Annotated in this window: 17 protein-coding genes and 2 riboswitches; of the genes, 4 read left to right on the forward strand and 13 right to left on the reverse strand. The window is 74.0% G+C overall.

Going from position 1 to position 21,133, the window contains the following annotated elements; genetic code table 11:
• Positions 1-339 precede the first annotated feature (339 nt).
• The gene (locus AB0L06_RS07190; RefSeq protein ID WP_500230027.1) at positions 340-543 is read left to right on the forward strand and encodes a DUF5999 family protein; all 204 of its coding nucleotides are present in this window, start codon (positions 340-342) and stop codon (positions 541-543) included.
• A 228-nt stretch (positions 544-771) separates the two neighbouring features.
• Here AB0L06_RS07190 and AB0L06_RS07195 read toward each other — a convergent pair whose 3' ends face one another.
• Positions 772-1,383 (reverse strand): alpha/beta hydrolase family protein, encoded by a 612-nt coding sequence (locus tag AB0L06_RS07195; RefSeq protein ID WP_500230028.1) that lies wholly within the window; start codon positions 1,381-1,383, stop codon positions 772-774.
• A gap of 66 nt (positions 1,384-1,449) precedes the next feature.
• Here AB0L06_RS07195 and AB0L06_RS07200 point away from each other — a divergent pair, with 66 nt between their 5' ends.
• Complete coding sequence (locus AB0L06_RS07200) at positions 1,450-1,872, forward strand: PPOX class F420-dependent oxidoreductase (protein ID WP_500230029.1); 423 nt, start codon at positions 1,450-1,452, stop codon at positions 1,870-1,872.
• Between the two features lie 127 nt (positions 1,873-1,999).
• On the opposite strand, the gene AB0L06_RS07205 is transcribed toward AB0L06_RS07200, so the two are convergent.
• The gene (locus AB0L06_RS07205) at positions 2,000-3,217 is read right to left on the reverse strand and encodes a tetratricopeptide repeat protein (protein ID WP_500230030.1); all 1,218 of its coding nucleotides are present in this window, start codon (positions 3,215-3,217) and stop codon (positions 2,000-2,002) included.
• A 245-nt stretch (positions 3,218-3,462) separates the two neighbouring features.
• Positions 3,463-6,339 carry an aminomethyl-transferring glycine dehydrogenase gene (gcvP, locus tag AB0L06_RS07210; RefSeq protein ID WP_500230031.1) on the reverse strand — a complete coding sequence of 959 codons (2,877 nt, stop codon included), beginning with the start codon at positions 6,337-6,339 and terminating at the stop codon, positions 3,463-3,465.
• Positions 6,340-6,406: 67 nt separating this feature from the next.
• Positions 6,407-6,521, reverse strand: a riboswitch (glycine riboswitch).
• A riboswitch (glycine riboswitch) is annotated at positions 6,522-6,617 on the reverse strand.
• A 250-nt stretch (positions 6,618-6,867) separates the two neighbouring features.
• Between gcvP and AB0L06_RS07215 the strand changes: the two genes are divergently transcribed.
• Positions 6,868-9,567, forward strand: a complete 2,700-nt coding sequence (locus AB0L06_RS07215) for a flippase-like domain-containing protein (RefSeq protein ID WP_500230032.1) — start codon at positions 6,868-6,870, stop codon at positions 9,565-9,567.
• 116 nt (positions 9,568-9,683) lie between these two features.
• Here the strand turns inward: AB0L06_RS07215 and AB0L06_RS07220 are convergent, their stop codons facing one another.
• From AB0L06_RS07220 to AB0L06_RS07255, 8 genes are all read right to left on the reverse strand, one after another.
• Positions 9,684-10,286 carry a MerR family transcriptional regulator gene (locus AB0L06_RS07220; RefSeq protein WP_500230033.1) on the reverse strand — a complete coding sequence of 201 codons (603 nt, stop codon included), beginning with the start codon at positions 10,284-10,286 and terminating at the stop codon, positions 9,684-9,686.
• Between the two features lie 401 nt (positions 10,287-10,687).
• The gene (locus AB0L06_RS07225; RefSeq protein WP_122199963.1) at positions 10,688-11,158 is read right to left on the reverse strand and encodes a bifunctional nuclease family protein; all 471 of its coding nucleotides are present in this window, start codon (positions 11,156-11,158) and stop codon (positions 10,688-10,690) included.
• A 181-nt stretch (positions 11,159-11,339) separates the two neighbouring features.
• The gene (ftsR, locus tag AB0L06_RS07230) at positions 11,340-12,212 is read right to left on the reverse strand and encodes a transcriptional regulator FtsR (protein WP_500230034.1); all 873 of its coding nucleotides are present in this window, start codon (positions 12,210-12,212) and stop codon (positions 11,340-11,342) included.
• A gap of 116 nt (positions 12,213-12,328) precedes the next feature.
• Positions 12,329-12,865 (reverse strand): FHA domain-containing protein, encoded by a 537-nt coding sequence (locus AB0L06_RS07235; RefSeq protein ID WP_500230035.1) that lies wholly within the window; start codon positions 12,863-12,865, stop codon positions 12,329-12,331.
• A 376-nt stretch (positions 12,866-13,241) separates the two neighbouring features.
• A complete protein-coding gene (locus tag AB0L06_RS07240) occupies positions 13,242-14,078 on the reverse strand; it encodes a DUF881 domain-containing protein (RefSeq protein WP_500230036.1) in 837 nt (278 codons plus the stop codon).
• Positions 14,075-14,407, reverse strand: a complete 333-nt coding sequence (locus tag AB0L06_RS07245; RefSeq protein WP_500230037.1) for a small basic family protein — start codon at positions 14,405-14,407, stop codon at positions 14,075-14,077. The genes AB0L06_RS07240 and AB0L06_RS07245 overlap by 4 nt, the downstream gene beginning before the upstream one ends.
• A gap of 17 nt (positions 14,408-14,424) precedes the next feature.
• Entirely contained in the window at positions 14,425-15,306 is an 882-nt protein-coding gene (locus AB0L06_RS07250; RefSeq protein ID WP_500230038.1) for a DUF881 domain-containing protein, read from the reverse strand.
• 72 nt (positions 15,307-15,378) lie between these two features.
• Positions 15,379-16,029, reverse strand: a complete 651-nt coding sequence (locus AB0L06_RS07255; RefSeq protein WP_500230039.1) for a LysE family translocator — start codon at positions 16,027-16,029, stop codon at positions 15,379-15,381.
• 115 nt (positions 16,030-16,144) lie between these two features.
• On the opposite strand from AB0L06_RS07255, the gene AB0L06_RS07260 reads away from it, so the two are divergent.
• A complete protein-coding gene (locus AB0L06_RS07260; RefSeq protein ID WP_500230040.1) occupies positions 16,145-17,485 on the forward strand; it encodes an aminotransferase-like domain-containing protein in 1,341 nt (446 codons plus the stop codon).
• 160 nt (positions 17,486-17,645) lie between these two features.
• On the opposite strand, the gene AB0L06_RS07265 is transcribed toward AB0L06_RS07260, so the two are convergent.
• Both AB0L06_RS07265 and clsA read right to left on the reverse strand, forming a co-directional pair.
• The gene (locus AB0L06_RS07265) at positions 17,646-20,144 is read right to left on the reverse strand and encodes a sugar phosphate nucleotidyltransferase (RefSeq protein WP_500230041.1); all 2,499 of its coding nucleotides are present in this window, start codon (positions 20,142-20,144) and stop codon (positions 17,646-17,648) included.
• Between the two features lie 45 nt (positions 20,145-20,189).
• Complete coding sequence (gene clsA / locus AB0L06_RS07270) at positions 20,190-20,912, reverse strand: cardiolipin synthase ClsA (RefSeq protein WP_500230042.1); 723 nt, start codon at positions 20,910-20,912, stop codon at positions 20,190-20,192.
• Positions 20,913-21,133 lie beyond the last annotated feature (221 nt).

A 21,133-nucleotide genomic window follows, 5' to 3' on the forward strand; every position in this document is an offset into this window, starting at 1 on the left:
CCCATCCCAGGGGGCAATCGTAGGGCTCGGTCCCCCGGCCGCCGGGGGGAAACGATCGCATCCCGAGCCGGACACGCGGCCGGTCCCGGACACCTGTCCGGACGAATCGGGAGGAACTTTACGCATCGGACGGAGATTCGTGCTCTTGCCGAGACGGATTCGCGGGCAGTCTGATCACCTGCACCTGAGGGTGAGGCCGATCACACTCCGGCGGTACCGAGGTACCACCGGACAATCGTCCCTTCGGGCTATGGCCGCCCAGGGCCGAACCGATCCACACTCGGATGCGTCAGACAGAAGAGCACCACCCATCGAGCACCTGAGACCGGAGGCACGCCGATGTGCCCACACCAACCGCACTGTCCCACCTCTGACGGGCCGGACCGCGACGCCGCACGAACCGTGGCCAACCACCCCGAACAGGGCTGGAGCCTGCTGTGCAACGGCGTCGTGATCTTCGAGGACACCGGTGAACTGCTGCCCGACGGGAAGATCGTCGCCCCGCACCGCCCCACCGACCTCGGTGTCGGAGCGGTCGCCTGACCAGTCTCGTACGGGGGACTAGTCCGAACGGGTGATCTTCCTCGGGGGCGTCAGCCACCCAACGGGCGCTCCGGGTGATCCCCGGAGGCACCAGGAGAGAAAGAAGCAAGGGCCCCGGCCAAGACGCCGGGGCTCAGTCATGTCCGGGACCGCCTCACCCCCGGGGTCTGGGTAGCCCTGGACGGGTCAGGCCGGCCCCCTGAGGCCCGGAGCCCTGGACGGGGCCGATCAGCCCGCCGCGCGCGCCCAGCGGCGCAGCCAGGGCTCCACGGCCTCACCCACGGCCGCCGGGTTCTTGTTCAGGTCGTGCCGCTCCCCCGGCAGGACGACCACCTCGGCGGCGTCCGCCGCGTCCGGGACACCGAACGGGTCACGGTCGCCGTTCACGACCACCACGTCCACGCCCGCGCCGCGCAGCTCGTCCGCGCGCGACTTCTCCGGCCTCCCCGGCGGATGCAGCGGGAACGCCAGCGCCACCACGCCCGTCGCGCCCGCCTCCCGGGCCGTCCGGCACGCCACCCGCGCGCCGTTGCTCCGCCCGCCCTGCACGAGCGGGACGTCCCCGAACCGGTCGCGCACGAGCTTGACGATCTCCAGCCACGCCTCGTCCTGCCGCGCCGCCGATCCGGGCGCCCGGCGCCCGGCCTTCCGGAACGGCTGCAGCACCCGCGCGACCGCCCCGCCGAGCCCCAGCGCGACCTCCCGGACGGCCAGCAGGTCCGGCGCGTCCACCCCGCCGTTCGAACCGTGCGTCAGCACCAGCAGGAACGCCGCCCCCTCCGCCGCACGCGGCTCGTCCACCGTCACCTCGGCGGCCCCGTGCGCCGTCATGATCTCCATGTCGCTCACCGTAGCGGCCCGCGCACCCGGCCTCGTCCCCGCCCTCCGTCCGCCACAATGTGGATCATGGAGATGACGACAGACGAGTGGCGCGCGTTCGTCCTTTCGGGGACGCGCACCGGCAAGATCGGCGTGATCCGCAAGGACGGATCCCCCCACGTGACCCCCATCTGGTTCCTCCTGGACGGGGACGACCTGCTGTTCAACACCGCCGAGAAGGGCATCAAGGCGCACGCGCTCAAGCGCGACCCCCGCGTGTCGATCGCGGTCGACGACCAGGTCGCGCCCTACTCGTTCGTCGTGATCAGCGGCGTGGCCGCGCTCGACACCGACCAGGACGAGATGCTGCGCTGGGCCACCGCGATCGGCGCCCGCTACATGGGCGAGGACCGCGCCGAGGAATACGGCAAGCGCAACGCCGTCCCCGGCGAGTGCCTGGTCCGCGTCCGCATCACCAACATCGTGGCCCAACGAGACATCGCCGCCTAGCCCCCGCCGCCGGACGCCGCGCGTCAGCCCTCACACGTCGGACGACGCCTGCCAGGCACCAGGCTCAGGCGTCGGACATCAGGCACTGAGGCGCCGGACACCAAGCGCTGAGCACCGGCGCCGGATGTCAGGCGTCGGGCCAGCCGGGTGGGAGGACGGCGGTGGGGCCCATCGCGAGGCGTAGACGCTCGGCGAAGCTCTCGTGCAGGAGCGGGCCCCAGGCGTAGTCCGACGGCACGCGGACGGCGCCGCCGATCACCTCGTGCGACTCGCCGGGGCGGCGGTCGGCGGGCTCGGCCGCGTACCGGACGGCCAGCAGCGCGTACATGTGGTCCAGCGCGCCGAACGCCTCTCCCGCCAGGGCGGGCAGCGTGCCCTCGGCGACGGACTGCTCGAGGAGCGGCTCCCACCACAGCTCGGCCGGGTCGTCACCGTCGTCCGCGCCGAACTCGCGCCGCAGCCGGGCGCGGACCTGCGCCGAGACCGCCGGGTCGGTCAGGCCGCGCCGCCACGCCTCGCGGGCCTCGCCGTCCCGGCCGCGCAGCGGCAGCGTGCGGGCCAGCAGCTCCGTGGCGAGCGATCCGACCTCCGGGTCGGCGGGCTCGCCGTCCGCGCCCAGCGCCGCGCCGAACGCGCCGATGGCCTGGTCGAGGCAGGCGATGCCGAGCGCCACGGCGAGCCGCGAGTGCGCGTGCGGCGCGGCCTCCCGGTCGACGAGCTTCAGCCCGGCGGTCAGCACCCGCTGCGCGCGGGCCGGCTCGCCGCGTTCCAGCAGCCGCTGGGCGAGGTCGTGCGCGGCGAGTGGCCCGTACTCGGCGTCGCCGGTGGCGACCGCGTCCTCCCAGTGCCCGCGGGCGCGGTCGAAGTCGCCCGCGTCGTCGGCGAGCCGTGCCAGGGCCAGGTGTGCGGGCGGCAGGTAGGCGGGGTTGGCGAAGTCGACCACGATCCGCCAGACGGGTTCGGCCTCGTCGTGCTCCCCCGCGCGCTCGTGGGTGAGCGCAAGGTGGTAGGCGGCGCGCGCGCCGTACTCGGGGTCGCCGGTGGCGATCGCGGCACGATCGGCCTCGCGCGCGCCCGCGATGTCGCCCGAGTCGTCCAGGACGACCGCGAGGCCGAGCGCGGCCCGAGCCCGGTGCGGGGTGTCGCCGAGTGCGAGCACCTCCCCGAACAAGGTCGCCGCGCGGTCGGACTCGCCGTCCTCGGCGAGCCGCCGCGCCCGTTCGCACATCTCCGCCGCCTGGTCGGCCTCGGCTCCCCCCGGCCCGCCGTCCCGCGGGTCGGCTGACTCGGCTGACGCGGCCTCAGCCGACCGTCGCGGCGCGGCCTGTCCGGGCGTGTCGTTCATGATCGTCTACTGCCCTCTGGGGGTCGGGGTTCGGCGGTGCCGAGCCTAGCGATCCGGCCGCCTCCGCGTCCCGCCCCGACACACCCGGACTTGATCATGCCTCCGGCGTGTCGCCGGGCCACGCCCTTTACGTTGTAGATCACAAACGGGGACGGGAAAGGGCCCGTTCCCGGGACGTCCCGGGAACGGGCCCTCACCCTGCTCTCGCCCTGCCTGCCCTCGCCCTGCCCTCAGGCGAGGACGGCTCAGTCCTCGAACGCCTCCGGCGGCGGGCAGGAGCAGATCAGGTTGCGGTCGCCGTACGCCTGGTCGATGCGGCGGACCGGCGGCCAGTACTTGCCCTCGCGCAGGGACGGCAGCGGGTACGCGGCCGTCTCACGCGTGTAGGCGTGCTTCCAGTCCTCGGCCAGCAGGCTGTCCGCGGTGTGCGGGGCGTTCCGCAGCGGGTTGTCCTCACGGTCGAAGGTCTCGTCGGCGACGGCCTCGATCTCCCGGCGGATCTCCACCATGGCGTCCACGAACCGGTCGAGCTCGGCGAGGTCCTCGCTCTCGGTCGGCTCGATCATCAGCGTCCCGGCGACCGGGAACGACAGCGTCGGGGCGTGGAAGCCGTAGTCGATCAGCCGCTTGGCGACGTCCTCGGCGGTGACCCCGGTCTCCTTGGTGATCTTGCGGAGGTCGGCGATGCACTCGTGCGCCACCAGGCCGTCCCGGCCGGTGTAGAGGATCGGGAAGTGCGGGGACAGCTTCGCCGCCAGGTAGTTGGCGGCGATGATCGCGCCCTCGGTCGCCGAGCGCAGGCCGTCCGCGCCCATCATGGCGATGTAGGTCCACGAGATCGGCAGGATGCCCGCCGAGCCCCACGGCGCCGCCGAGATCGGGCCGACGCCGGTGTCCTGCGGGCCGGCCTCGGCGCGCAGCGGGTGGGACGGCAGGAACGGCGCCAGGTGCTCGCGGACGCCGACCGGGCCCACGCCCGGGCCGCCGCCGCCGTGCGGGATGCAGAAGGTCTTGTGCAGGTTCAGGTGCGACACGTCCGAGCCGAACTCGCCCGGACGGGCGAGGCCGACCAGCGCGTTGAGGTTCGCGCCGTCCACGTAGACCTGGCCGCCCGCGTCGTGCACGGACTTGCAGACCTCGGTGATGGACTCCTCGAACACGCCGTGCGTGGACGGGTAGGTCACCATGATCGCGGCCAGCGCGTCGCCGTGCTTGGCGAGCTTGGCGTGCAGGTCGTCCACGTCGATGTTGCCGCCGTCGTCACACTTGACGACCACGACCCGCATCCCGGCCATCACCGCGGACGCGGCGTTGGTGCCGTGCGCGGACGACGGGATCAGGCAGACGTTGCGGTGCTCCTCGCCACGCGAGGCGTGGTAACCGCGGATCGCCAGCAGCCCGGCCAGCTCGCCCTGCGAACCGGCGTTCGGCTGCACCGACACCTTGGCGTAGCCGGTGATCTCGGCGAGCCAGCCCTCCAGCTCGCCGATCAGCTCGACGTACCCGGCGGCCTGGTCGACCGGCGCGAACGGGTGGATGTTCGCGAACTCCGGCCAGGTGATCGGCTCCATCTCGGTCGTCGCGTTCAGCTTCATCGTGCAGGAGCCGAGCGGGATCATGGACCGGTCGAGCGCGATGTCCTTGTCCTGGAGGCGGCGCAGGTAGCGCAGCATCGCGGTCTCGGAGCGGTGCGCGTGGAACACCGGGTGGGTCAGGTACGGGCTCTCCCGGCGCAGGGAGTCGAGCGCGTCCCCGGCCGGGGTCTCGGCGACGCCCTCCACGCCGAACGCCCGCCACACGGCCGCGACGTGCTCGCCGGTGGTGGTCTCGTCGCAGGCGATCCCGACGTGGTCGGCGTCCGCGAGGCGCAGGTTCACACCCAGTTCGCGGGCGGCCGCGACGACCTCGGCGGCGCGGCCCGGGACGCGGGCGAGGACGGTGTCGAAGAAGTGCTCGTGGACGACCTCGACGCCGCCCTCGCGCAGTCCGGCGGCCAGCGTGACCGCCTGGCCGTGCGCGTGCTGCGCGATCGCGGCCAGGCCCTCCGGGCCGTGGTAGACCGCGTACATGCTCGCCATCACCGCGAGGAGCACCTGCGCGGTGCAGATGTTGCTGGTGGCCTTCTCCCGCCGGATGTGCTGCTCGCGGGTCTGGAGCGCCAGCCGGTAGGCGGGCTTGCCGTCGATGTCGACCGAGACGCCGACCAGGCGGCCCGGCATCTGCCGCTGGATGCCCTCGCGGACGGCCATGTAGCCGGCGTGCGGACCGCCGAAGCCGAAAGGCACGCCGAACCGCTGCGCCGAGCCGACCACGATGTCCGCGCCACTGTCCCCCGGGGACCGCAGCAGCGTCAGCGCGAGCAGGTCGGCGGCCACCACGGCCTGCATGTCCCGCGCGTGCGCCGCGTCCACCAGCGGCGTCAGGTCGCGGGCGGCGCCGGACGCGCCCGGGTACTGCACCAGCACGCCGAAGAAGTCGCCCTCCGGCAGCCCGGCGGACAGGTCGGCGGTGACGACCTCGATGCCCAGCGGGACGGCCCGGGTGCGGATCACCTCGATCGTCTGCGGCAGCGCGTCGGCGTCCACCAGGAACGCGCCGGGCTCCTTGCGCCTGCCCACGCGGTGGGCCAGGGCCATCGCCTCGGCGGCGGCGGTCCCCTCGTCCAGCATGGAGGCGTTCGCCACCGGCAGGCCGGTCAGGTCGCCGACCACGGTCTGGAAGTTCAGCAGCGCCTCGAGGCGGCCCTGCGAGATCTCCGGCTGGTACGGCGTGTAGGCGGTGTACCAGCCCGGGTTCTCCAGCACGTTCCGCAGGATCACGCCCGGCGTGTGGGTGCCGTGGTACCCCAACCCGATCATGGAGGTGAGCACGGCGTTCTTCTCGGCGAGCTCACGCAGCCGGGCCAGCGCGGCCGGCTCGGACAGCGCGGGCGGCAGCGCCAGCGGACGGTGCGTGCGGATGGCCTCCGGGACCGCCGCGTCGATCAGGGCCTCGGCGCCGGAATAGCCGATGGCCGCCAGCATCCGGGACCGCTCGTCGCCGGACGGGCCGATGTGCCGGTCGGCGAAGGCCGTCCGCGGGGTCTGTGGCGAGGCCACGGGTGCGAAGAACTGGGCGGTCATTGGGGAGAGCCTCCTGGGCTGCGAAAGCGGTCGCTCAGGGCGTCCCCGGCCCGGCCGGCCGGTGACGGTCTCCCCCTCTGTCGTGGCACCTGAGAGCTTCCCCCGCGCACGCGCGGAATTTCCCCTTCGGTGAGACGGCCCGTCCCCGTTTCCGGGCGCGCTCGCCTGCTTTCCAGAGGTGCCTCGTCTGCGCGGTCCTTTTGCCTGAGAGGTTCCGGGGAGGTTTGCCCCTTCGGCGTTCCACACTGGCGGCGTGGAATCTCTCCCGCGCAGGGTCAGCGGCGTTTCCTGTGGGAAAAACTCTATCCAATACAGAGCACGATCGAACGCGGCGGACCCCCTCTCCGCGACGTGACCGGAACCCCGGCGGCCCACCGGGCGTTCCCTCAACGGGGGACCGGCCGGGTCGGCGTGGCGGACCTGGGCCTCCCCCGCCGCGTCCGCCGGAGAAAGTACGATATTCGCAGCTCACGGTCGGGAGGACCCACAACCGCGGGGGCGGGGACGACGACGGAACGGCGGTATGGCGTGACGCGGACCCAGGACGGCGCGGCGCGGACCGAACATGATTCGGACCGGACCGGGCCCGATCCCGGCGTCCCCGAGGACGGGACGGACCCGCGCGAGAACGCGCCGGACCCAGGCGAGGAAGCGTCGGACAGGGCCGTGGACGAGGCGAACCCGGGCGGCGACAAGGCGAACCCGGGCGAGGAGGCGGGGCCGGCTCGGGTCGAGGAGCCGCCCTCGCCGCAGCGCATCCGCCGCTCCGGCGACGCGATCCGGTTCGCCACCGCGCTGGCCGGCCTCGGCGCCGTCATGCTGCTGGTGACGATCGCCCAGCAGACCACGCACGGCCTCCAGACCGACATCGTCGAGGGCACCGCGCACGCGCCCCGCTGGCTGCTGTCGCTGGCCACGCTGGCGTCCAGCTTCGGGGTGCTCGCCGTCCCCACCGCCTTCGCGGTCGAACGCCTGTTCAACCGGGACGGCGTCCGGGTGGCGATCGCGGTGCTGGCCGCGATGATCACCTTCGGGCTGACCGTGGCGATGAACGACTGGGTCGTCCCGGCCGCCCCGAACGGCCTGCTGGACGCCCTGATCTGGGGCAGTTCCGGCACCGCCGTCGTGCACACCGACATCGCGCCGGTGATCGCGTTCGTCGCCGCCGTCGGGATGGCGGGCCGCACCCGCTGGCAGATCGCCGCCTGGACCATGATCGGCCTGGCCGCGCTCACCGGGCTGACCGCGTCCTACGCCTCGGTCTCGGCGCTCGCCGCCACCTACTTCCTCGGCGAGGCGATCGGCCACGGAACGCTGTACGCGGTCGGCACGCCGAACCCGCGCCCGACCGGCGCCGCGGTCGTCGCGGCGCTGGAGCGGCTCGGCCTGCGCCCGGTCGCGGCGCGGCAGGTCGCCACGTCCGCCGACGAGCCGCGCCGGTACGCCGTCGCGGTCGCCCCCGGCCCGGACGGCGTGCCGCACGACGGCGCGGGCCGTCCACTCCCCCGGGGCCGCTGGCAGCTCCAGGTGAACGTGCTGGACCGCGACCAGCAGACGGCCGGGCTGGTGTATCGCCTGTGGCGGCTGGCGCGCCTGCGCGCCGGCACGAACCGCCGTCCGCTGCGATCCCTGCGCCGGGCGCTGGAGCAGGAGTCCCTGATGGCCTACGCGGCGTCCGCGGCGGACGTCCGCACCCCGCGTCTGACCGGCACCTGCGAGGTCGGCACCGAGGCCGCCCTGCTCGCCTACGAGCACGTCCCGGGACGGCGGCTGGACGAGCTGGACGACGCCGAGATCGACGACGCCCTCCTCACCGGCATCTGGCACCAGTTCGCCCGCCTCCAGGCCGCGCGCCTGGCCCACCGCCGCCTGGAGGGCCACGCCATCCTGGTGAGCGGCCCGGCTCGTCCCGCCTCCCCCGCCCAGGCCGACGCCCCGGCCCCGGACGAGACGGGCCCGGACGAGCCCGCCCCGGACGAGGCGGCGTCCGGTGGGGGCCTGGTCCACCTGGTCGACCTCGGCGTCGGCGAGGTCGCCGCGGGCGATCTCGTGCTGCGCCTGGACCGGGCCCAGCTCCTCACCACCCTGGCGCTGCGCGTCGGCGCCGAACGCGCCGTCGCGACGGCCGCCCCGGTGCTGGGCGAGGGCGCGCTCGCCGCGGCCGTCCCGCTGCTGCAGCGGGTCGCGCTGACCCGGGCGACCCGCACCGCGGTCCGGCACGACCGGCGCCTGCTGACGCGGATCCGCGAGCAGATCCTCGAGCTGGAGCCCGAGGCCGAGACCGAGCCCGTCCGGCTGGAGCGCTTCCGGTCCCGGACGATCGTGAGCATCGTCGCCCTCACCTTCGCCGCCTACATCGTCATCCCGCAGTTGACCAGCGTGCAGTTGGACACGATCGGCGACCGGGCGAACTGGTGGTGGGTCGCGCTCGGCGCCGCCGGAGCCGCCGTCACCTACCTCGCGGCGGCGCTCATGCTCATCGGGTTCGTGCCGGAGCGGCTGCCCCTGTGGCGGACGATCCTCGTCCAGGTGGCCGCGTCCTTCGTCAAGCTCGTCGCGCCCGTCGCCGTCACGGGCGTCGCGCTCAACACCCGCTACCTGCAGAAGTCCGGGATCCGGTCCGGACCGGCCGTCGCCAGCGTCGGGGCGTCCCAGCTCCTGGGGATGGTGGTCCACATCCTCCTGCTGGTGGTGTTCGGGTTCATCACCGGGTCCACGCAGACCGCGACCCACGACCTCGCGCCGTCCCGGACGATCATGATCGTGCTGCTGATGCTCGCGATCCCGGTGGCGGTGGCGCTCGCCATCCCGCGCGTCCGGCGGCTGGTGACCGCGCGGCTCCGGTCGATGTTCTCCGGGGTGCTGCCGCGGCTGGTGGACGTCCTGCAGTCGCCCCGCAAGCTCGCCACGAGCCTCGGCGGCACGCTGCTGATCACGGCCGCCTTCGTGGTCTGCCTGGACGCCTCGATCCGCGCGTTCGGCGGCCACCTGCCCTGGACGGCCGTGGTCGTGGTGTTCCTGACCGGGAACGCCCTGGGATCGGCCGCGCCGACGCCCGGTGGCCTGGGCGCGGTCGAGGGCGCGCTCACGCTGGCGCTGACGATCTCCGGGCTGCCCGCGGAGATCGCCACCTCGGCCGTGCTGCTGTTCCGGCTGCTGACCTTCTGGCTGCCGGTCGCCCCCGGCTGGGCGGCGTTCGCCTACCTCCAGCGCAAGGAGGCCATCTGACGGGGCGCGGGATTCCGGCGTTCACGCCGGGAGGCGGGCCGGAGGATCGGGGCCGGAGGGGCCGGAGAGATCAGGTCGTCAGGTCGGGAGGACGTGCCGGGCGTCGAACCGGGAGATCAGCCGGTGCGGCGGGTGCGGCGGCGGTAGGCGAGCTCGTCGTGCGGGTGGGAGTCGTCATCGTCGCCGACGTCGGCGCGCTCGGCCGGCAGGTCGGCGAGGCTGCCCTCGACCTCCTGCCAGACCCGGCCGAGCGCGATGCCGAACACGCCCTGCCCGCCCTGGAGCAGGTCGACGACCTCGTCGGCCGAGGTGCACTCGTAGACGCTCACGCCGTCGCTCATCAGGGTGATCTGGGCGAGGTCCTCGACGCCGCGGTCGCGTAGATGGTTCGTCGCCGTCCGGATCTGCTGCAGGGAGACCCCGGTGTCCAGCAGCCGCTTGACCACCTTCAGCACCAGGATGTCGCGGAACCCGTACAGCCGCTGGCTGCCCGAGCCCTGCGCGGCCCGGACGCTCGGGGTGACCAGTCCGGTGCGCGCCCAGTAGTCGAGCTGACGGTAGGTGATCCCGGCGGCGGCGCACGCCGTGGGGCCCCGGTAGCCGACGTCCTCCGGCGGCGCCGAGACCCGGGTGTCGAAGAGCAGACCCTGCTCTCCGGCGCGCTGGGACGCCATGCGCCTGTCGGGGGTCGCCTTGCCCTCGCCGCTGCTCACCGCCACGCGGACCTCCGGCTTCTATCAGCCCGCGCTGTTTCGTCAAGGGGGTTTGACGAATGACACCACGGGTGTTCCACCAGCACGGTAGGTGCCGGTCAGGGTGTGGTCAACGTTCGTCGTCGGCGCGTCGCCTACCCGGATGAACCGGCTTCACGTGGGCAAACTGCGCACCTCCGCTGTCACCAGACTCCTACCCACGTCCGCCCGGTGCGGAAACGGGAAGCGGGGACCGGTGCAAGAACACTCGGGTGGTGGCATGACCTTGCAGGTCACCCCGGCACCCGGCGCTTTCGCGCCGCCGGGGCGTGCCGGACCGCCGACCCGGGCGCGAACCTCGAGCCTACTGGACGGAACCCGGCGATGCGGGTGAACCGGACGCACAAGCCGGACCCGCGTCCGGACGGTCAGCCCGCGCGGCCGAAGTCCTCTGGGGTGATCGTGTCGAGGAACTCGCGGAACTTCTCCACCTCGTCCTCCTGCTCGTCGGGGATCGCGACGCCCGCCTCCTCGAGGATGTCCTCGGCGGCGAAGATCGTCGCGCCGGTGCGGAGCGCCAGCGCGATCGAGTCCGACGGGCGGGCGCTGACCTCGACCCCGTTGGAGAAGATCAGGTCGGCGAAGAAGATCCCGTCGCGCAGCGCGGTGATGTTCACGGTCCTCAGCTGCACGCTCAGCGCGTCCAGGACGTCCCGGAAGAGATCATGGGTGAGCGGCCGCGCGGGCAGCACCCCCTGCTGGGCGAAGGCGATCGCGGTCGCTTCGACCGCCCCGATCCAGATGGGCAGGTAGCGGTCGCCGTCCGTCTCCTTCAACAGGACGATCGGCTGATTGGAGGGCATCTCGACCCGGACGCCGACGACCTCCATCTGCTTCACAGCGGCTCCCTGCTGGTCCTCGCGGCCTCGGTCTGGTCTCGTCCGGACCGGCTGCCCGCCGACCCCTGTAGCCAACGTACACCCGGCCCGCCTCCGGGTGGCCGGGCGACGGGCGGGCAAATCGCGCCGACCGGGGCCCGCCGCCCCTTCCGGGCGGCGGAACGGCCGGGCGCGTCGGGGCTCACGGGCCCAGGCTCTCCCGCAGTCCGGCCGACACCAGAGCGGCGTGCAGCCGGACCGACAGCTCGGCGACCTCGCGGGCCGTCCGGGCCGCCTCCTCGTGCGCGCCGGGGCTGCGTCGCCGCAGCTGGGGCGCCACGAGCTGTTCGATCAGCCCGACCTGGCGGTCGGCGGCGGCCTTCACCGCGCGCAGGTTCCGGGCCTCGAACCCGAAGCCGCCGAGCGCGGCCACGACGCGGGCCACGGTCAGCGCGTCGCCGTCGTAGTGGGCCCCGGACCGGCGGACGAGCCCGTACTCCTCGAGCTGGGCCAGCAGCGCCTCGGTGATCGACGCGCCGTCGATCAGCTGGCGGCGGGTGAGCCGGACCTCGGCGGCGGGCTCGGCCCCCGCGTCGGCCGCGACCAGGGTGCGTGGACGGCGTGCCGCGTCGGCGCCGCCCCGCCCGTCGGCACCTCGTCCGTCGGCGCTTTTTCCGTTGGCGCCTCGTCCGTCGAGGCCGCGTTCGCCCGTGGCCCGCCCTTCGGCGGCGGGGCCGGCCTCGCCCGCGCGGTCACCCGGCGTGCGCGGCTCGGGGGCCGCCGGACGGCGGGAGCCGAGCGGCATCGGCGTCTCGCCCCGGTCCAGCGCCTCCAGGTGCTGCCTGATCACCCGCAGGGGCAGGTAGTGGTCCCGCTGGGCCGTCAGCACGAACCGCAGCCGCGCCACCTCGGCCTCACCGAACTTGCGGTAGCCCGACGGGCTGCGCTGCGGTTCGACCAGCCCCTCCGCCTCCAGGAAGCGGATCTTGGAGATCGTGATGTCCGGAAAATCAGCCCGGAGCAGCCCGAGGACGTCCCCGATCGTCATCAGGGCCCGGGCGGCCTGCGCGCTCATCACTCTCCTCTTCGTCGCCGCGTCCGGCCTGGTGTCGCCCGTTCCCGCGCCGTGCGCCGCCCGCCGCGGGCGGGGCACCGGCTCCCGGCGCGGGCGGGCGGCCCGCGCCGGACGGTTCAGCCGTGCTGCGGGTTGGTCAGGAACACCAGTCGGAACTTGCCGATCTGCACCTCGTCGCCGCCGGACAGACCGGCTTGGTCGATCCGCTGCCGGTTGACGTAGGTGCCGTTCAGGCTGCCCACGTCCCGCACGGCGAACCCGGCGCCCTGCCGGGCGAACTCGGCGTGCTGGCGGGACACGGTGATGTCGTCGAGGAAGATGTCGCTCTCCGGGTGGCGGCCGGCGGAGGTGCGGTCCTTGTCGAGCAGGAAGCGGCTGCCGGCGTTCGGACCGCGCTCGACCACCAGCAGCGCGGTGCCGGGCGGCAGCGCGTCGACGGAGACCTGGGACGCGGCGGGCGGCCCCGGTTCGCCTGCTTCGATGTCGAGAGCCTCGAACCCGGCGATGGAGATCGTCGAGGTCGACTCGCCGGGAGACTCCCGGGGAGGCGGAGGCTGCTGGCCACTCCGAGTCAACGGAGTGCCGCAGTTCGAGCAGAAGCGGGCATCATCCGGGTTGGCGTGACCGCACTGCGTGCAGTAGACGCTCGGCATCGATCGGCTCGGCCTCCTACCTCCGGCGCGGCGTCCACGGCCCCCGTAAAGCTGCCGCCCGCGCCACGCGCATCCTTCGTCCAACCCACGCCGGGTCACCGTCCCGACCCGGGTGCTCGTGCTCCCGGCACGACACTCGCCATCGCGACGGTTGCCGCAACTTACGCGGGTGAGGCCCGGGGGGTCAACCGGAACGGTCGGCCGGCCGCCCCCACGCTACCTTCGACAATGATCGCAGGTCTACGCCGCCGCGCGGACGGCCCCGACCCGTCCGCCCGTCACCTCTCGATGACCGGCGCCCGACCAGATCCGCCCCGCGGGGACGTGCGCGCAGGACGACATGGCCCGCGCTCGCGGTCCGATCCCCCGTGATCCCCTACCCCGACCGTACCGCGCTGACGGTCATTCGCGCACGCGGGGTGACCGTCACCTCGGCTCCGAGACCACGCAGCGTGCGCACGACGCCGCCCGGAATGCCGAGCGCGGTGGCCATGGTGTGCGGGTCGCCGATGGCGAGGATGCGGTAGGGAGGCGGCAGGAACCTGCCGTCGGCGAGGACGCCCTCGGGGCCGTCCGCGAAGTAGGTGTCGACGCCCGCGCGGACGTCCCCGATCTGGACGACCTCGGCCCCGGCGTCGCGCAGTTCCTCCAGGGCGTCCAGCAGGTTGGCGGCGCGGACGGCGCGGCGCGGGTCGGTCACCGTGATCTCCACGCCGGGGCCCTGGGCCGGGACGGTCCCGGCGAGCAGCCCGTAGTCGTCGGCGCGGCGGCGGGCCTCCTCCAGGGCCGTCTGGCCGCGTGCGTCGCGCTCCAGGCCGGCCTTGGTGTTCTCCAGGTCGCGCAGGTCGCCGCGCAGCCGCTCGGAGCGCTGGGTGAGGTCGGACAGGATCCCGACCAGTTCGTCCTGGCGGGCGGTGGCGAACTTGGTGTCGTGGCTGTTGGCCTGCACCTGCGTCACGATGGCGAACCCGAACACCAGGCTGAGCAGGCCGCCCGCCAGCTGGCCGCGGGTCAGCCGGGGCCGCAGCATGTCGCTGAGCTGCGACAGGGGCTTTCGGGACGTTGCGGACGGGACCTCACCCTTCCCGGCTTCTCCGGGGGCCTGAGGCCCGTCCTCGGCCTTCTCCGATTCCGTCCCGGGCCGGGGTTCGGCCTTCTCCGGCTTCGCGGGGGGCCCGGACCCGGGCCCGGGGGGCTCGTCGGCGCCGGTCATGCGCCGAAGAGCTTCCGGCGGATGGCGGCGGCGTTGGAGAAGATCCGGACGCCGAGGACGACCACCACGCCCGTGGACAGCTGGGAGCCGACGCCGAGCTGGTCTCCGAGGAAGACGATCAGCGCCGCGAGGATGGCGTTGCCGACGAAGGAGACGACGAAGGTCTTCTCGTCGAACACGCCCTCCAGGCGGGCGCGGACGCCGCCGAACATCGCGTCCAGGGCCGCGACGATGGCGATCGGCAGGTAGGGCTGGAGCCACAGCGGCACGCCCGGATGGAAGACCAGTCCGAGCACCACCCCCGCGATCAGCCCGATCAGCGCGATCACCGCACCACCCTCACCCTTCACTCCTTCTCACCCGCCGGACGGGCGTAGCGCGGCGCGGACGGAGCGGCGGCGGCCAGCCTGGCCCTGCCCTCGGTCCGCAGTCCGTAGCGGAGGCCGTAGCGGTCCCGCAGGGCCGTGAGGCGCTGGTCGGCGGCCGAGCCGGTGAACCCGGCGCGCAGCCGCCCGGCGTTGCCGAGCGCGATGACCTCGTACGGGCCGGTCAGCGGGCGGTAGTCCACGAGGACGGCCTCGCCCGCCGTGCGGATCGCCGTGGTGGGGGTCAGCCTCAGCCCATTGATCGTGACGGCGCCGGCTCCGGCCGCCCAGAGCCCGTTGACCAGGATCTGAAGGTCCTGATCATAGACCCGGCCGTCGTCGTCGGAGGCATCGTCGCCGCGGTCCCTGGGGGCGTCGTCCAGGGTGACGACCAGGGCCGGCCCGGAGGCGGGACGCGCCGCGGCGGCGGTCTCGGCGGCGGCGAGATCGCGGTCGGCGCGGCGTCCGGCGGCGCTCTGGGCGAGCGCGGCGGCGCGCAGCCGGGAGGTCTCGCCTCGCAGGGTGTTCAGGCGGCGGGCCAGGTCGTCGGTCTCGCCGGTGCGGCTGTGGATCTCGTCCACGAGCCGGGCGCGCTGCCGGGCCGCGACGGGCTCGCCGCGCCGGACCTGCGCGCCCGCGACGGCGAGCATGAGGCCCACGAGCAGGAGCGCGAGCGTGGCCAGTGCGCGTGGGCGGCCGGCCGTCGGGGCGTCCCCGGCGGCGCGGCGGCGGGCGGCCGCCTCGGCGTACCCGGGGTCGGCGACCCTGCCCTCGAGGAGGTCGGTGAGCAGGGACATGGACGCGTCGGGGCGCCGCCACCGTCCCGGTGGTCCGCCCGAGTCCCGCTCGTCCCGCTCGCTCACGGGCCCATCATGGCAAGGACCGCCAAATCGGAGCCCCGGCGCTCGATGGGCGCCCCCTGCGGGGCGTCCCGGTCAGGGAGAGGCGATGGCCGCGCGGGAGCGGTCCAGGCCCAGCATGACGGCCATGCTCGCGAGCACCGAGCCCATCACGTACCGCTGGACGCGCTGCCAGGCGGGACGGCGGGTGAGGAACGACGACACCGCGCTCGCGCACAGCACCCAGATCCCGTTCACGGTGAGCGCGACGGCGATCTGGACGAGCGCGAGGACCAGGCTCTGCGCCCACACGTGCCCGCGCGACGGATCGGTGAACTGCGGCAGCAGCGACACGTACAGGATCGCGATCTTCGGGTTGAGCAGGTTGGTGACCAGGCCCATGGCGAACAGCCGGCGCGGCGGGTCGGCGGGCAGCTCGCGCGGGGTGAACGGGGTCGTCCCACCTGGCCGGACGGCCTGCCAGGCCAGCCACAGCAGGTAGCCGACCCCGCCCAGCTTGATGGCCGTGTAGAGGACCGGGACGACCGCGAACACGGCGGTGAGCCCGGCGGTCGCGGCTGCGGCGTAGACGGCGAACCCTGCGGCCACGCCACCCAGCGAGACGTACCCGGCGCGGCGCCCCTGGGTGATCGTCCGGGAGACCAGGTACATCATGTTCGGGCCGGGCAGCAGCACCAGGCCGAACGCCACGACGGCGACGCCCGCGACGGCGGTCAGGGAGACCATCGCACCTCGTTTCACTTGAGCGGGTTCCCCTGGAACGGGGAACCGCGCCCACCTTAGGAAGCGCCGCGATCTCGGTGCAATACTGCGGTTTGTACTCGGTGCAATGTGGGGTGGGATGGACGATTTCCGGCGGGTGGCGGACGTGGTCGCGGCGGACATCGCGGCAGGCCGGCTGCGGCCCGGCGACCGGCTGCCGCCGCAGCGCCGGTTCGCCCGCGAGCACGGCGTCGCCGCGTCCACGGCGGCCCGCGCGTACCGGGAGCTGGCGTCGCGCGGGCTGGTCGTCGGCGAGGTCGGGCGGGGCACGTTCGTGCGGTCCGGGCCGCCGGGGGGTGGACCGCCCGCACTGCTCGAGCCGTCCGGGGCGCCGGTGGATCTGGAGCTGACCTATCCGGAGGCGGACGGCCAGCCGGAGCGGCTGGCGGCGGGGCTCGCGCGGCTGCGTCGTCCGGACGTGCTGGCGGCCGCGCTGCGTCCGGTCGGGCCGTCGGGGACGGCGGCGGCGCGCCGGGAGGCCGCCGCGCTGCTGGGGGTCGCCGATCCCGAGGGGGTGCTGTTCGCCGCGAACGGCCGCCAGGCCGTCGCCGGAGCGGTCGCGGCGCTGGTCCCGCCGGGCGGGCGGCTCGGCGTCGAACCGCTCACGTATCCCGTGGTCAGGGGCCTGCTCGCCCGGATCGGCGTGGTGGCCGTCCCGATCGCGGCGGACGACCGCGGCCCGCGACCGGACGCGCTCGTCGAGGCGCACCGCCGGGCGCCGCTCAGCGCCGTGTACCTGCAGCCGACCCTGCACAACCCGACCGGGCTGACCGTCCCGCCGGAGCGGAGGTGCGCGCTCGCGGGGACGCTGTCGGCCCTCGGCGTCCCCTTGGTCGAGGACCGGATCTGGTCGTTCCTCGCCGACGAGCCGCCGATGGCGGGGCTTCTGCCGGACCTGGCGATCGTTGTGGACGGCCTGTCCAAGCGGGTCTCCCCCGGCCTCACGGCCGGGTTCCTGGCCGTCCCTCCGGGCCTACGCGGGCGCGTCGCGGACGCACTGCGCGCAGGGGCGTGGCTGCCCACCGGATACGCCCTGGAGGCCGCCACGGGCTGGCTGGCGGACGGCACGGTCGCAGCCCTCGGCGAGGCCAAGCGCCGGGACGCGGCGGACCGTCGGGCCATCGCGCTGGACCGGCTCGAGGGCTTCACCGTCTCGGCCGCGCCGCGGGCGTTCTTCTGCTGGTGGGAGCTGCCGGGCCCGTGGCGCGCCGAGGCGTTCGCGGGCGCGGCGGCCCGCCTCGGCATCACGGTCACGCCGGGCGCGGTGTTCGCCACCGCGCCCGACGCGACACCCGCGGCCGTCCGGGTGGGGCTGGCAGCGCCCACGCACGGCGAACTCGCGCGCGCCCTGGACGTCCTCGCCGATCTCGCCCGGCACGGTCCCGACGCCGCCCCGGCCGAACCGGCCGGACCGGCCTGAGCCTGCCCCGGACGGTTCCGGCCGAGCCCGTTCCCGGACGTCCCGCCTGAGCCTGCCCCGGAGGTCCGGCCTGGGCCTGGCCCGGACGGCCGGGCCGGTCTCGTTCAAGCGCGGGTCCGCGGCCCGGCGGTGCTCCGGGGCCGCCGGGTTCAGAGGCCTGTCAGGTTCCGGCGCGTTCGACGACCGCGGCCCACTCCTCCAGGAGTTCCTGGGCGGCGTCGGCGTCCGGACCCTCGGCCCACAGGTGCGTGACGGCCTCGGACGGGTCGGGCAGCACCAGGACCCAGCGGCCGTCGTCCTCCACGACCCGGACGCCGTCGGTGGTGTCGATCGTGCGGCCGTCCGCGGCCTCCACGACCGTCCGCATGACGCTGCCCTTGGCCGCCCACGGCGTCGGCACCGGGCGGCGCAGCAGGTGCGCCTCGGGGATGCGGCGGTCGATCTGGGACAGCGTCATCCGGGTCCGCGCGACCAGGCCGACGAGCCGGACGAACGCCGCGATCCCGTCCACCGTCGTGGAGAACTCGGGCATCAGGAACCCGCCGCGGCCGTCCGCGGCGAAGATCGCGTCGGGGTCGGCGGCGGCGCGGGTCAGCACGTCCTGCGAGGTGGACACCCACCGCACCCCGACGCCGTGGAACCGGCAGACCTGCTCGGCCACCCGGGTGGTGGTGACCGGCAGCGCGACATGGCCGGTTCGGCGCTCGGCCGCGACCAGGTCCAGCATCACCAGCAGGGCCCGGTCGTCGCTGATCAGCTCGCCGTTCTCGTCCACCAGCGAGATCCGCTCGCCGACCGGGTCGAACCGGACGCCGAACGCGGCCCGCGACGACGACACCAGCTCGCCGAGCCGCTGCAGGTCGCGCATCCGCTCGGCGACCGTCTCGGTCGGGTTCGCCTCGTCCAGCTTGGCGTTGCGGGTCAGCACGTCCACGCCGACCTTGCCGAGCAGCGTCGGCAGCACCAGCGACGCGGTGCCGCCCGCGCAGTCCAGGACGAGCTTCAGCCCGGCCTCGCGGACGCCGGTCCCGTCGAGCAGGCGCAGCAGGTCGCGGGTGTAGGTCTCCACGACGCGGGCCGGGTAGCTCAGTTCGGCGATCTCGCCGGGGAACGCGCGCCGGAACTCCTGGCGGCCGTACACGCGGTCCAGCTTGCGCTGCGCGGCCTGGGAGAGGTCCGCGCCGTCCTCGTCCAGGAACAGGATGTCCACGCCCTGCGGGTCGCCCGCCGTGGTGCGGATGTAGATGCCGCCGCGGCAGTCCTCGCGGGCGGTCTCGAAGCGCGCCATCGGCAGCGCGCACGCCTCCAGGTCCTGGACGTCGATCGCGGACGCCGTGAGGGCGCTGATCACCGCGCGTTTCAGGGTGCGGGCGGCGCGCGAGGCGTCCCGGCCGGTGACGACCGTGGTGCCCTTCTTCAGCGTGGTCGCGTACGCGCTGGCCAGCCGGACGGCCAGCTCCGGCGTGATCTCGACGTTGATCAGCCCGGACACGCCGCGCGGCCCGAACAGGTTGCGCTGCCCCCGCGACTCCCAGATGACGCTGGTGTTGACGACCGCGCCGGCCTCGACGGTCTTGAACGGGTAGACCTTGACCCCGCTGGACAGGTACGCCTCGGCCTCGATGACGCACTCGTCCCCGATGACCGCGCCCTCCTCGACCCGGGCGCCCGCCATGATGTCGGTGTTCTTGCCGATCACGCAGCCGCGCAGGTGCGCCGCCGGCCCGACGAACACGTTGTCGTTGACGACGGCCCGGTGCAGGAACGCGCCCTCCTTCACCACCACGTTGCTGCCGAGGACGGTGAACTCGCGCAGCTCGACCCCGGCCTCGACCTTGGCGTAGTCGCCGATGTACAGCGGGCCCTTCAGGACGGCCTCGGCGTCCACCTCCGCGCCCTCGGCGACGAACACGCCCGGCGACACCTCGAACCCGTCGACGGGCAGGTCGACCAGGCCGGACAGCATGTCGGCCTGGGCCTTGAGGTAGCTCTCGTGGGTGCCGACGTCCTCCCAGTAGCAGTCGGCGACGTACCCGAGGAGCGGGGCGCCCTCGGCGAGCAGCCGGGGGAACACGTCCCCGGACCAGTCGACCGACTCGCCCGCCGCGACGTGGTCCAGCACCTCCGGCTCCATGACGTAGATGCCGGTGTTGACCGTGTCGGAGAACACCTGGCCCCAGGTCGGCTTCTCCAGGAAGCGCCGGACGCGGCCGCGCTCGTCCACGATGATGATCCCGAACTCCAGCGGGTTCGGCACCCGCTTGAGGCCGATCGTGACCAGCGCCCCGTTCTCCTCGTGGAACCGCACCATGTCGGTGAGGTCGATGTCGGTGAGCGCGTCCCCGGAGATCACCAGGAACCGGTCGTCGCGCAGCGCCTCCTCGGCGTTCTTCACGCTGCCCGCGGTGCCGAGCGGCACCTCCTCGGTGGCGTAGCTCAGGCGCATGCCGAGCTCCTCGCCGTCCCCGAAGTAGTTGCGGATCAGCGCGGCGAGGAACTGCACCGTGACCACGGTCTCGTCGAATCCGTGCCGTTTCAGCAGGCGCAGCACGTGCTCCATGATGGGCCGGTTGACCAGCGGGAGCAGGGGCTTGGGCTGGTTGGCGGTCATCGGACGCAGCCGCGTCCCCTCGCCGCCCGCCATCACGACGGCCTTCATCGTTCTCCTCCGGGGGGTAGAACCGACGGCATCCGGGGCCGGATGTCAACGGGAGGTCTCGGCTCCCTTCTGGTCGCCGGACGCGTCGCGGTCCGGGGCGGGGAGGGGAGGCGCCGCCGGGGGCTCGTCCGAGCCGGACGGGCCGGCGGGGTCGTCCCGGCCGGACGCGTCGTCGTGGTCGGACGGGGCGGCGCGCATGAGCTGGACGGTCTGGGCCCAGTACAGGACGGCCGCCCACCAGTAGAGGCCGACGCCCCAGATCGCGAAGGCCCAGCCGCCGACCCGGGCGGTGGTGGCCCACCAGCCGTGGTGGTCGCCGACCAGCAGCAGCGGGAAGGCGTACAGCAGGCTCATCGTGGCCGCCTTGCCCACGAAGTGGACCGGCAGCGTCCCCGAGTAGCCGAGCCGCCGCATGATCGGGACGATCGGGGTGATGGCGACCTCACGGGCGAGCAGGATCGCCAGGAGCCACACCGGGATCACGTCGCGGACGGTCAGCCCGACGAGCGTGGCGAGGATGTAGAGCCGGTCGGCGGCCGGGTCGAGCACCGTGCCGAGCTTGCTGGTCTGGTTCAGCGCCCGCGCGAGCTTGCCGTCCAGCCAGTCGGAGAGGCCCGCGAACACCAGGACGCCGAGCGCCCACCAGTCGTGGCCTGTCAGCACCAGCCACAGGAACAAGGGCACACCGAGCAACCGAGCGAAGCTCAGAAGGTTGGGCACCGTCCAGATCCGGCCGGTCACCGGTCCCGTCCCGGTCTCAGCATCCACCGCCGTGCTCGCCTCCCTGTCCCCAATGATCCTGACCCTATCGGTAAGGATGCGAAAGCCCCCGCGGGCGTCCGGCCGTCGGAGACCGGGTGACCGGGGTGGGAACAAAGGCGGGCGGCGGGGCCCGCGGGACGGGCGGGGCGGGACGGCCGGCGGCCCGTTCTTTCGCGTTCCCCCCGGCCGCCGGCCGTGCGGAAGAGGGGGGGGGGGGGGAGCGGTGG

The organism is Spirillospora sp. NPDC052269, from assembly GCF_040679435.1.
In the GTDB taxonomy this organism is placed as follows: domain Bacteria; phylum Actinomycetota; class Actinomycetes; order Streptosporangiales; family Streptosporangiaceae; genus Spirillospora.

Excerpts from the sequence above, each read along its gene's own strand:
- AB0L06_RS07190 (WP_500230027.1), top strand. The coding sequence starts at position 340 with ATGTGCCCACACCAACCGCACTGTCCCACCTCTGACGGGCCGGACCGC.
- AB0L06_RS07195 (WP_500230028.1), bottom strand. The coding sequence starts at position 1,383 with ATGGAGATCATGACGGCGCACGGGGCCGCCGAGGTGACGGTGGACGAG.
- AB0L06_RS07200 (WP_500230029.1), top strand. The coding sequence starts at position 1,450 with ATGGAGATGACGACAGACGAGTGGCGCGCGTTCGTCCTTTCGGGGACG.
- AB0L06_RS07205 (WP_500230030.1), bottom strand. The coding sequence starts at position 3,217 with ATGAACGACACGCCCGGACAGGCCGCGCCGCGACGGTCGGCTGAGGCC.
- gcvP (WP_500230031.1), bottom strand. The coding sequence starts at position 6,339 with ATGACCGCCCAGTTCTTCGCACCCGTGGCCTCGCCACAGACCCCGCGG.
- ftsR (WP_500230034.1), bottom strand. The coding sequence starts at position 12,212 with ATGAGCGCGCAGGCCGCCCGGGCCCTGATGACGATCGGGGACGTCCTC.
- AB0L06_RS07235 (WP_500230035.1), bottom strand. The coding sequence starts at position 12,865 with ATGCCGAGCGTCTACTGCACGCAGTGCGGTCACGCCAACCCGGATGAT.
- AB0L06_RS07240 (WP_500230036.1), bottom strand. The coding sequence starts at position 14,078 with ATGACCGGCGCCGACGAGCCCCCCGGGCCCGGGTCCGGGCCCCCCGCG.
- AB0L06_RS07255 (WP_500230039.1), bottom strand. The coding sequence starts at position 16,029 with ATGGTCTCCCTGACCGCCGTCGCGGGCGTCGCCGTCGTGGCGTTCGGC.
- AB0L06_RS07260 (WP_500230040.1), top strand. The coding sequence starts at position 16,145 with ATGGACGATTTCCGGCGGGTGGCGGACGTGGTCGCGGCGGACATCGCG.
- AB0L06_RS07265 (WP_500230041.1), bottom strand. The coding sequence starts at position 20,144 with ATGAAGGCCGTCGTGATGGCGGGCGGCGAGGGGACGCGGCTGCGTCCG.